We start from the raw sequence: 10,001 nt of genomic DNA, 5'->3' as shown, positions 1-10,001 counted from the left end.
ATCCCGCCCGCCCCGCCGCGCCGCCAGGTGCCCGCCAAGCCCAGCCCGGAAATCGCCGACAAGACCAGCCTGCTGGACCTGAACGACAAGGTCTGCCGCTGGCCGATGGGCCATCCGGGCGAACCCGATTTCCACTTCTGCGGCGAAAAGGTGAACCCCGGCTTCCCCTATTGCGTGGAACATTGCGGCCGCGCCTATCAGGCCCAGCTGCCGCGCGGCGCCCGGCGCCCACCTCCGCCCCTGCCCTTCGGCGGCCCGCGGGTTCGCTAAGGGTTTGAGGCAGTAATACCGATTCGAAAGGCGTCCCGGATCTGCTCCGGGGCGCCTTTTTCGTAATCCCCGCGTCGTCCCGGACTTGATCCGGGACCGCTGCGGGCCGGGCACGCCGCCCATTTTCGTCATTGCGAGCGCAGCGACGCAATCCACTGCCTCGCGCGCAGGCTCTGGATTGCCGCGCGGCCTTGCCGCTCGCAATGACTGGCAAGGCAGACACACCCCATCCTCCGCTGGCGAATGCGGAATAACGCCGGAAGGGAAAACCAGTCGGACGGGTCCGGGCCGGTGTTTCGGGGCGCCCGCATGGGAGCCCGGTGACGCGGTTTTGTCTGCGAATGGCGGGTTAAGTCCGCGAGAACTCACCGCTCGGCCCTTTCCGGCTCAGACGGGGGCAGCGAAGGGCTCGCAAGTGAGCCGCCCCCGGCGCTAACCGCGCAGCCCTCGCCGTGACATTCGGCGAGAGCCGGCGCCTGTGCCGGCAGAAGGTGCGGACGCTTCCGTGAAAGGCGAGCGAGGCGTTGCTATCCGCCTGACCTCACCCGGCTCACCCGAAACGCCGGCCCGGAAACGGAGGAACCAAGAGCGAAGCGCAAAGCGCCCCCGACCCGCCGCTGGAGCCAGTTGGTTACTGGCGGGCGAGCATATAGCCAATATGGTTCGTTTTGTCAAGATGGGGAACCAGAATCCCCACTCACTCGCGCGTCCTTAGGCAGGCTCAGGACGAACGGAGGTTGGCGTAACCATCACAAATCGTCATGCTGAACTTGTTTCAGAATCCATTTCGCCGGATTGAACCGCAGTTCGTGAGCAAGAATGGATCCTGGAAACGCAGCAGTGCCTGCACAAACGAGTTCAGCATGACGGATTTGCCAATTCCCACCTCGCGTCCGAAATTATCAAAGCAACCTTTTCAGACCAGACGACATTGCGGACACTGATCATCTCGCATATCCTGACTTGCACTAGGATTGGGGGACATCGGTGAAATTACGCAAAGCTACTGCGTTAAGCGCAATAATAATTGCTGCGGCAGGGATCACGACAGCAGCCGATGCACAGACACGCGAAAAGATAGGGCTTCCAGTCACAACGCCAACAGGATCGGGGATCTTGTTCTCTTTTAGCTTGATAGGGCCGGCCGATGATGTCGAAATAATCAAAAATCGTATGGCTGAATTAGGATGCCCACCCCCTCTGGTTCGTGATGCCGGATCGGAAAAGAAAATTTTTGCTCCGTTTTCCAACCGTTGCGACGAATCCGAGGCGGTGATTTTTTTGCAGGATATTCAATCTGGAAAGTTTCCTAGAACGCATTCCCTGGATGTGCAGTACTTTCCTGCCGAACAGGGCAAATAGACAAATTGCCCAGCAATCATTCTACCTTCCTCCCCAGACCTGCCGAATGCCGCCATTCCGGACGACAATAGTGCGGAGGTTCCCAAACTCCGTTCACCCTGAGTTTGTCGAAGGGCACGGGAAACCGGCGGCCCAATACCACAATTCGTGCTGTGCCAGCGCCAGTACGCGTCCTTAGACAGGCTCAGGATGAACGGCTGTGGCGAATGGACATAAGGCCCCAAGCTGACGCCCCGCCGAACCGTGACGTGGCCACCCGGCCTAGCTCCCCGGAACGGCGGGCACCACGGCTTTGCCGTCCCGCCATTCGATCAGGCCCACCTGGTTGCCCGCAGGATCGGTGATCATGCCCAGCACAACCACGCCGGGCACTTCCAGCCGGGGGAACACCACTGCGCCGCCCAGTTCCACGGCCCGTGCCTGGGCCGCAGTGACGTCCGCCACGCCGAAATAGAGCGCGCTGCCGGTTTCCGGGCCGAGATTGGGCGGTTCCACCTGCAGCATGCCGCTCATTTCCGGCTGGGCAGGAATGGTCAGGCTGCCATCCTCGCCGATGGTCCAGCCGAACATCCCGGCATAGAAGGCGCGCTGGGCGGGAAGGTCCGGGCCGGCGATGTGGAAATAGACGAGCGGCGCGGGCATTTCAGGCTGCGCCTGCGCCGAAGCCGGGGTGGCCAGAACGGCCAGCCCCGCCAGAACCACAGCCTTTACCCGCATCGCCGCTCTCCATCGGTCAGTTCTGCTCGCTGGAGCTGAATTCCAGCCCGCCGCCCTGAACATCCTCTTCCCTTACCACGGGGCGATTGCCGGTGGCGAGGAGGTTGCGGGCCATGTCGGCGCGCATGCTCTCGAACACTACGCGGCCCTGCGGCGGTTCCTGCACGGGGAAGGCTTCTTCCATCTCGCGATTGCGCTGCTGCACTTCGGGCAGGAATTCGCGGTTGGTGAAGATGTGGAAGCGGTTTTCCTTGATCGCATCCACCACTGCGCGGCCGGTATCCAGCGGGTCGATCGCGGCGCGAGCGGCGTCCCACAGGGCCTTCTGGAATGTGCCTGCCGCTTCCTCGTTGAAGTCGGTCTCAGGCTCGTCTTCCGGCGGGTGGAGCATACCGGTGCGGGTTGCACCGGGGAACAGGCAGGACACGCCGATACCCAGCGGCGCCAGTTGCATCCGCAAGCTCTCCGCATAGCCGCGCACGGCATATTTGGAGGTGGAATAGGCGGCAAAGCCCGGCAGCGGCACAATCCCGGCCATGGAGGAGGTGCAGACCACATGCCCGCCCTCGCCCTGCGCCTTGATGATCGGCACAATGATCTTGCTGCCATTGATCACCCCGCCCAGATTGACGGCCATCACGCGATCAAAATCGGTGAAGTCGGGATCGTCCGCCGTGCCGCCGCCATTCACGCCGGCATTGTTGCACAGCACGTGGATCTTGCCGAACACATCCAGCGCCTCCTCCACGGCGGCCTTCAGATTGGCCCGGTCGGCCACGTCTGTGCGGATGAAATGGGCGGCATTATTGCCCTTCAGGGCGGCCTTGGCGTTTTCGATGTGGGAGGTGCTCCAGTCGGCCACCACCACCTTCATCCCCTCGGCCAGAAAGGCGCGGACCATGCCGAAGCCGATCCCGTTCGCGCCGCCGGTGATGAAGGCCACCTTGCCTGTCAGTTCCTGCATGTTGTTCCTCTCCAGTGGGCCTCGCGGGCCGGTTCATGCCGGGCCCGTCGAGGCAGAAATCTTCCGGCTATTCGCCTTCTTCCCGGTAGTTGCCGAAGCTGTCGACCACTTCCATCCGGTCAGGCGTTGCGTCCAGAACGGCCTGCGCGCGGGCGCGCATGGCATCCTTGTACATGCCATGGGTGATGACATAGGTGGTGTTGTTCAGGATCGCATCGGCCACCAGATTGCCGACATCTTCCGGCTCCATCCAATTATCGCCCACGATGCGCCGGGCTAGCTTCTTCTCGCTGGCCTTGAAGCCGCTGCCTTCGCGCAGATGTTCGGGCCGGTTGTCGATGGTTTCGTGGATGTTCGACTTCACCGGGCCGGGCAGCAGGATCGAAACGCCGATATCGTGCTGGGCCAGTTCACCCTTGGCCGCTTCGCAGAAATGGCACACGGCGGCCTTGCTGGCGGCATAGATCGCCATTTGCGGGGGCATCACCACTTCGGCGGCAAGGCTGGCGGTGGAAACGATATGCCCGCCCCGGCCATGGGCCACCATCTGCGGCAGGAATTCGGTGAAGCCGTTGATCACCCCGCCCACATTCACGCCGAAGCCGAAATCGTAATCGGCATAGGTCGCTTCCAGCAGCGGGCCTTCCAGCCCGACGCCGGCATTGTTCACCAGAATGTCGATCCCGCCGAATTCGGCCTTCATCCGTTCTGCCGCCTCGCGATATTTCTCGCGATTGGTCACGTCGAGCTGGAGAGCGGAAACCGCGTTGGATTGTCCGCCGCCTGCAAACAGGGCCAGCGCGTGGTCGATATGATCCTGCCGCAGATCGGCAATCACCACTTGCGCGCCGCGTTCAATCAGCACTTTGGAAATGCCCAGCCCGATCCCGCTGGCCCCGCCAGTGACGAACGCAACTTTTCCTTCGAAACTTCCGATCGGCATCATCAACTCCCAATTCGCTTTTCCGGTATCTGGCATGCAGGCCCCGCCCCGTCTATGGCATGAACGAAACCGGTCAGGAGAGAAATTCCGTGAGCTACAGCTTCCACGCCGCCGTCGTGCCCAGCCTGCTGCAAATCCTGAACGGCTCGCTCGCCTGGCTGGCCAAGGCCGAGATCCATGCGGCCGAAAACGGCATTTCCGAAGAGGAAATGATGGGCGCAAGGCTGGCGGAAGACATGTTCCCCTTCAACCGGCAGGTGCGCGGCTTTGCCATGCATGCGCAAGGCGGGATCGAGGGGGCGATCAAGGGCGTGTTCTCACCCGATATGAGCCCCCCGCCTGCCACATTCGCCGGGCTGAAGGCCCGCGTCGGCTCTGCGGCCAGCTTCCTTGCCGGGCTTGATCCGGCCGAAGTGAACGAGTTGGTAGGCAAGCCGATGCGCTTCGTTTTCGGCGAGACGGACCTGCCCTTCACGGCCGATAATTTCCTGCTCAGCTTCTCGCAGCCGAACTTCTATTTCCACGTCACCACATCCTACGCGATCCTGCGTGGCATGGGCGTGGAGATCGGCAAGATGGACTATCTGGCCAATCTGCGCACCGGCACGCCGCAGCAGCCCTTCTCGCTGGCCAGCGCGCCGGAAGTGTAAGGCCGCCCGCCTGCCTAGGCAGGCTTTCCGGGCAGCAGGAACACGACATAGCCCTTGAAGTGCGGGTCGCTCACCAGCCCCCTGGGCGCACGCCATTCGCCACCATCGACTAGCGCCACCTTGTAAGGCAGGCACAGACGAGAGAGCGAGGCGAGGTAGCTTTCATAGCCGGGAATGGTGCTGCGCCCCTGATAGGTCTGCACCACGATTTCATCCACGATAGTGCCCAGCCGGGCCAGTGCTGCCGGGTCGCCATGCGCGCTCCAGTCCATCAACCCTGTGATGGAAAGGCGCATTCCCGTCGGCAGATCGCCGCGCAATTGCTGCAGGAAATCGGCATAACGATCGAGGTGGAGCGTGGCGGAATCGAAATCCACCTGCACTCCGCGCAGATTGGCCCCGGCAGCCTGCCAGCGCGCCACTTCCCGCAGCAACTGGCGCGTGACGTCCGGCGTCCAGTCGATCCGTTCCACCCGCAGCACCAGCCAGACATCGGCATGGCTGGCGCGGGGCGGCTGCGGGCGAAGCGGCACGAAACGCGAATTATCCGCCGCGCGCACTTCACCCGCCAGCACATAGACTGTCTTCGCCCTGTCCAGCACGGGCGGGGGTTTTACCCCTGCCCAGAGGAAGAAGGCATCATGGGCAGAGGCACTGACCCTTCCGCTATCGGGCACGCTTTGTCCGCAAGCCGCCAGCAGCAGGGCCGCCGCCAGCGCGGCGAACCGGAAAGGGCGCGCCTTACCAGTAATATTCCAGCCCCTTGGCCCATTTGGTGTCGGCATATTGGCGCTTCAGCGTGTTGAACCACGCCTTGCGCTGTTCGATGGGCACTTCGGCATCGCCGCAACTGTTGATACCCGCCGGGGCGTAGCAACGCACCGCGCGGTAAAGCGCATAGGCCTTGTCCGCCCGCGCCGCGGCGGGATCGGCGATGATCGAACTGTAGAAGCTGCCGCGCGGGATCGGCGTGCCGGGGAACAATTCCTTCCCGCTGCCCAGCCCGCCTGCCTCGGACGTGTCGGCGCCGAGATAGAAATCGTCGAAGCCGTTCAGGCGATAGAATTCGCCCAGACACAGGCGGCCCTTCACATCCTTCGCATTCTTCGCCAGAGCCGCCGCCGTCTGGCTCAGCGCGGGGCAGGCATAGCCGTCGCTGAAGCGCCCCGCGGCGAAGAGCCCGACCGGCACCGTTTCAGCCGTTGACAGGCTCCACAGCCCTGCATCCGCATTCGCGCCGGACGGCACCAGCGGCAGATCTTTCAGGAACCCGGCATAGAATCCGCGTGAAAGCTGCTTGTAGAGCAGAGTGAACAGCGCCAGTTGGCGTTCTTCCACCGGGCGCTGGGCATTGTCGGCCGCACCGCGCAGAATGTCCGGCCCCACCGACCGTTCGATCAGCAGCTTGCGGATCATGCTGTCCTGCACCGGCGATTGGGCGGCAAACACCTTGCCCGCCTGCCCGGCCCGATCCCAGTGGAGCGCCAGCCCCAGTTCCGCCGCGGGGCGCTGATACAGGCCGGCGGAACCGGTGATAAGCCGCCGCCAGAAGGCTTCCTCACCCGGATCATTGGAGGCCGCCAGCGCCTGACCGCGCAGCACCTGACGGCTGAAATCGAGCGCGGAATGGGCCGTGGTGGCCGTCGCATCGGGAATGCGCAGCAGCACGTCCTGTGCATCGCCCGCGATGTAGAAGGAATAGGTGGCGCGCAGGAACTGGTAGAGATCCTCCCGCCCCTTGAACAAGGGCTCCTGCGCGGCAAGTTCCGCCTCGTCGATAGGCTTGGGGCCGTAGGCGTAGAATTCCTCCGTATCCTCTTCGGCCGAGCCGCGCATACGCATGAGGTCGTAAGTGGCCAGCAGCAGCGGCGTGTCGATGGCGGTTTCCGCCCCCTTCGCCAGCAGCAGCTTGTTGTCGATCTCCTCGATCAGCGCCTCTTCCAGCGCGCTGCCGGGCACGGTTGCAGCCAGCAGGGCCTCATAGGCATCCGACAACCCGCCCAGATCGCCGCCCAGCCACAGCACGCGGCGCTGCAACCCCTTGGCAGAGGCGGCGTAGGCGCCCTTGGGATAGGCCTTCAGGTAATCCGCCAGCGCCTTGCCCGCGCTCTGCGTGGCGGGCTTGTCAGTCGATTCCGCGCCGGAGAACGATCCCCACTCATCGAAGGCCACGGCCTGCGCCGCGTTCAGTTCCACCCGACCCTGCATATAGCGGGCGGTTTCCTTCACCCATGGATCGCTCGCCTGCGCCAGCGCGGCAAAGCCGCTGCGCGCGGCCGCCCAATCTTCGCCATAGAAGGCGGCGGAAGCGACGAGGTAGGAGACGAATTCCTTGCCCGGCTTGCTGGAGATGCCGACCGGCCAGGCGGGTGCCGGGGCGCTGGTGCTGTCCCGCTGCCTTACCCAGTAATCCGCCCCGAAGCTGGAACAGATCGGCGCCAGTTGCGCGCGGGCAGCCAGCAACGCCTCGCGGTCTGCGGCGGAGAGCTTGCCATTGGCCGCCACGGCCCCGGCAAAGGCCGCATCGCCGCCCTTCAGGCTGACGCAGCGGCTGCCGTAATAGTCATTATCCTCCCACTGGCTCTCGGGATAGGAAGCCTGCGTGAAGATGTGCCAGTCAAAGAAGGTGCGGCCGAAGCCCTGATCCCATTCCTGCACCGGATATTCGCCCGGCTTGCCCGCCAGCCCGGCCCGGTCACGCAGCAGCAGGGCCAGGTTCACGCGCGTATCGTTGCCGGGGGACATCACGATGGAATTGGCGCAATCCAGCCCGGCCCGGTCGAGCGTCCAGCCAACCGAACAGCCATAGTCGCCGCTCGCGCCCGCAGGCCCGGCAGCCATCCATGCCCCTGCCGCAACGCCCAGAGCTGAAACCAGCCGCCCAATCCGCATCACACAATTCCTCCGCGCCAAGCTGGCGGGCATTTTCCCGCGCGCGGCCGCTTATGGCAAGGGCGAAGCGGGGAAACTCGCTTGTGGAAATCCGCAAAACTGTAACGGTTTCGTCGCGGTAGGGTCACGCAATGCTCATATGGGCGTCATCCGTAAAGCGGGCGCGGCATGGGCCGGCCTGCCAGACGGGACATTGCTCTGATGAAACGCGAAGCATCGCTCGATGCGCCGGCAGGCGGCAAGCTGATCCATGGCGCTGCCGTCAGCACCTCGGGCCTGAACGGCACCGCCCTGCTCGAAAGAGCCTTTGCCTTTGCCTTCCGCGGGCTGGTCTATCCGCAGATCTGGGAAGACCCGGAAGAGGATATGGCAGGGCTGGAGGTGAAGGAGGGGGACCGGCTCGTCACCATCTCCAGCGGCGGCTGCAATGCCCTGAGCTATCTCACCGCAGGCCCTGCACAGGTGACAGCGGTGGACCTCAATTCCGCCCATGTCGCCCTAGGCAATCTCAAGCGCGTGGCAGTCACCCATCTGCCCGACTATGCCCATTTTCGTCGCTTCTTCGGCGATGCGGATGCGAAGGAAAATGTGGAGGCCTATCGCCGCCACATCGCCCCGCATCTCGACGAGCGATCGCGCGCCTATTGGGAAGCGCGCGACATGATGGGCCGCAAGCGCATCGGCATCTTCGCTCGCGGCGCCTATCGCTATGGCTTGCTGGGCAACTTCATCGGCCTCGCCCATTTCCTCGCCCGGTTGCACGGGGTAAACCCGCGCGACATCCTGAAGGCCGAAGGGATCGAGGCCCAGCGCGCCCATTTCGAGGCGCAGTTCGTGCCGATCTTCGACAAGCCGCTGATCCGGTTGCTGACCAACCACCCGGCATCCCTGTTCGGGCTGGGCATTCCGCCCGCCCAGTATGACAAGCTGGCCGCCGGGCGCAGCATGGCCACCGTGCTGCGCGAAAGGTTGGAGAAGCTGGCCTGCGACTTCCCCTTCGCGGAAAACTACTTCGCCTGGCAGGCCTTTGGTCGCGCCTATGAGAAGACGCCCGCCGCCAGCCTGCCGCCCTATCTGCAGGAACGCCATTACGACGCCCTGCGCGAGCGGATCGGGCGGCTGGATGTGATCCAGGCCAATATGACCGACCATCTGTTCAAACAGGAAGCGCAGAGCGTGGACAAGTTCCTGCTGCTCGACGCGCAGGACTGGATGACCGACCGCCAGCTCAACGAGCTGTGGGGCCAGATCTGCCGCACCGCCGCCCCCGGCGCGCGGGTGCTGTTCCGCACGGCCGATGAGCCTTCGCTGCTCCCCGGCAGGCTGGCGCAGGGCCTGCTGGACATGTGGGATTATCGTGAGGACCGCTCGGCCGAACTGACGAAGCAGGACCGCTCCAGCATCTATGGCGGGACGCATCTCTATGTCCGTCGCGACTGACGCAACCGCCCCCGGTGCGGGCCATGCGGCGCAGATGGACGCGGTCTACGCGTTCCAGCGCCACATCTATGACCTGACCCGCAAATATTACCTGCTGGGGCGCGACCGGTTGATCGCAGGGCTGGATGTGCCCAGCGGCGGGCAGGTGCTGGAAGTGGGCTGCGGCACGGCGCGCAATCTGGCACTGGCCGCGCGACACTATCCCGATGCGCGGTTCCACGGCCTCGACATTTCGGCAGAGATGCTGAAATCGGCTCACGACACGTTGGAACGCGAAGACCTGGCCGGGCGCTGTGCGCTCGCGCTCGGCGATGCCGCCGCTTTCGATCCGCAGGCCCTGTTCGGGCGCGAACAGTTTGACCGGATCGTGTTTTCCTACACTCTCTCCATGATCCCGCCATGGCGCGAGGCGCTGGCCCATGCCTGCCCGCTGCTGGCTCCGGGCGGAGAAATCCACGTGGTCGATTTCGGTCAGCAGGAACGCCTGCCCCGCTGGTTCGCCAGCCTGCTCAAGGCATGGCTCACCCGCTTCCACGTTAGCCCGCGCGCGGAACTGTTCGCAGTGGGCGAGGAACTGGCCGCACGCCACGGCCTGACCTGCGAGACGACGTCGCTCTATCGCGACTATGCCCGCGCCATGGTGCTTCGCCGCCCGGCGGCCTGAGGCAAATCCGAGATTGGTTAGTACGTCCCGATCCTCTCCGTCCTGCACAGCAGGATGGGGAGGGGGACGTACTAACCAATCTCGGATTTGCCTCAGGCC

At 64.1% G+C, this 10,001-nt stretch carries 10 protein-coding genes; 5 read left to right on the top strand and 5 right to left on the bottom strand.

The annotated features are described in order from the left end of the window. On the top strand, positions 1-270 hold a 270-nt coding region (locus SZ64_RS00045), incomplete at its 5' end, for a GcrA family cell cycle regulator (RefSeq protein WP_241772931.1). 987 nt (positions 271-1,257) lie between these two features. Then, positions 1,258-1,632 (top strand): hypothetical protein, encoded by a 375-nt coding sequence (locus SZ64_RS18390; protein WP_156313353.1) that lies wholly within the window; start codon positions 1,258-1,260, stop codon positions 1,630-1,632. Between the two features lie 261 nt (positions 1,633-1,893). On the opposite strand, the gene SZ64_RS00040 is transcribed toward SZ64_RS18390, so the two are convergent. The 3 genes from SZ64_RS00040 to SZ64_RS00030 all read right to left on the bottom strand — a co-directional run bounded on the left by SZ64_RS00040 (position 1,894) and on the right by SZ64_RS00030 (position 4,259). After that, complete coding sequence (locus SZ64_RS00040; RefSeq protein WP_054528946.1) at positions 1,894-2,349, bottom strand: VOC family protein; 456 nt, start codon at positions 2,347-2,349, stop codon at positions 1,894-1,896. A gap of 16 nt (positions 2,350-2,365) precedes the next feature. Then, positions 2,366-3,313 carry an SDR family oxidoreductase gene (locus tag SZ64_RS00035; protein ID WP_054528945.1) on the bottom strand — a complete coding sequence of 316 codons (948 nt, stop codon included), beginning with the start codon at positions 3,311-3,313 and terminating at the stop codon, positions 2,366-2,368. Between the two features lie 67 nt (positions 3,314-3,380). Further along, positions 3,381-4,259, bottom strand: a complete 879-nt coding sequence (locus SZ64_RS00030; RefSeq protein ID WP_054528944.1) for an SDR family NAD(P)-dependent oxidoreductase — start codon at positions 4,257-4,259, stop codon at positions 3,381-3,383. A 56-nt stretch (positions 4,260-4,315) separates the two neighbouring features. Between SZ64_RS00030 and SZ64_RS00025 the strand changes: the two genes are divergently transcribed. After that, on the top strand, positions 4,316-4,906 hold the full coding sequence (locus SZ64_RS00025; RefSeq protein ID WP_241772930.1) for a DUF1993 domain-containing protein: 591 nt from the start codon (positions 4,316-4,318) through the stop codon (positions 4,904-4,906). Positions 4,907-4,920: 14 nt separating this feature from the next. On the opposite strand, the gene SZ64_RS00020 is transcribed toward SZ64_RS00025, so the two are convergent. Both SZ64_RS00020 and SZ64_RS00015 read right to left on the bottom strand, forming a co-directional pair. After that, positions 4,921-5,583 carry a DUF3142 domain-containing protein gene (locus SZ64_RS00020; RefSeq protein WP_241772929.1) on the bottom strand — a complete coding sequence of 221 codons (663 nt, stop codon included), beginning with the start codon at positions 5,581-5,583 and terminating at the stop codon, positions 4,921-4,923. Between the two features lie 64 nt (positions 5,584-5,647). Further along, entirely contained in the window at positions 5,648-7,798 is a 2,151-nt protein-coding gene (locus SZ64_RS00015) for a hypothetical protein (protein WP_054528943.1), read from the bottom strand. Between the two features lie 201 nt (positions 7,799-7,999). Between SZ64_RS00015 and SZ64_RS00010 the strand changes: the two genes are divergently transcribed. Further along, positions 8,000-9,238 (top strand): DUF3419 family protein, encoded by a 1,239-nt coding sequence (locus SZ64_RS00010; RefSeq protein WP_054528942.1) that lies wholly within the window; start codon positions 8,000-8,002, stop codon positions 9,236-9,238. Then, a complete protein-coding gene (locus SZ64_RS00005) occupies positions 9,222-9,902 on the top strand; it encodes a class I SAM-dependent methyltransferase (RefSeq protein WP_054528941.1) in 681 nt (226 codons plus the stop codon). Before SZ64_RS00010 ends, SZ64_RS00005 begins: the two co-directional genes overlap by 17 nt. Positions 9,903-10,001: the final 99 nt, after the last annotated feature.

Origin of the sequence: Erythrobacter sp. SG61-1L (assembly GCF_001305965.1) — a bacterium.
GTDB lineage: Bacteria > Pseudomonadota > Alphaproteobacteria > Sphingomonadales > Sphingomonadaceae > Andeanibacterium.
This window is presented reverse-complemented; position numbering and strand designations above follow the sequence as displayed.

Bases quoted from the DNA above. Each gene is read 5' to 3' on its own strand.
- SZ64_RS00010 (WP_054528942.1), top strand. From the start codon at position 8,000: ATGAAACGCGAAGCATCGCTCGATGCGCCGGCAGGCGGCAAGCTGATC.
- SZ64_RS00040 (WP_054528946.1), bottom strand. From the start codon at position 2,349: ATGCGGGTAAAGGCTGTGGTTCTGGCGGGGCTGGCCGTTCTGGCCACC.
- SZ64_RS00030 (WP_054528944.1), bottom strand. From the start codon at position 4,259: ATGATGCCGATCGGAAGTTTCGAAGGAAAAGTTGCGTTCGTCACTGGC.
- SZ64_RS00035 (WP_054528945.1), bottom strand. From the start codon at position 3,313: ATGCAGGAACTGACAGGCAAGGTGGCCTTCATCACCGGCGGCGCGAAC.
- SZ64_RS00015 (WP_054528943.1), bottom strand. From the start codon at position 7,798: ATGCGGATTGGGCGGCTGGTTTCAGCTCTGGGCGTTGCGGCAGGGGCA.
- SZ64_RS00005 (WP_054528941.1), top strand. From the start codon at position 9,222: ATGTCCGTCGCGACTGACGCAACCGCCCCCGGTGCGGGCCATGCGGCG.
- SZ64_RS00025 (WP_241772930.1), top strand. From the start codon at position 4,316: ATGAACGAAACCGGTCAGGAGAGAAATTCCGTGAGCTACAGCTTCCAC.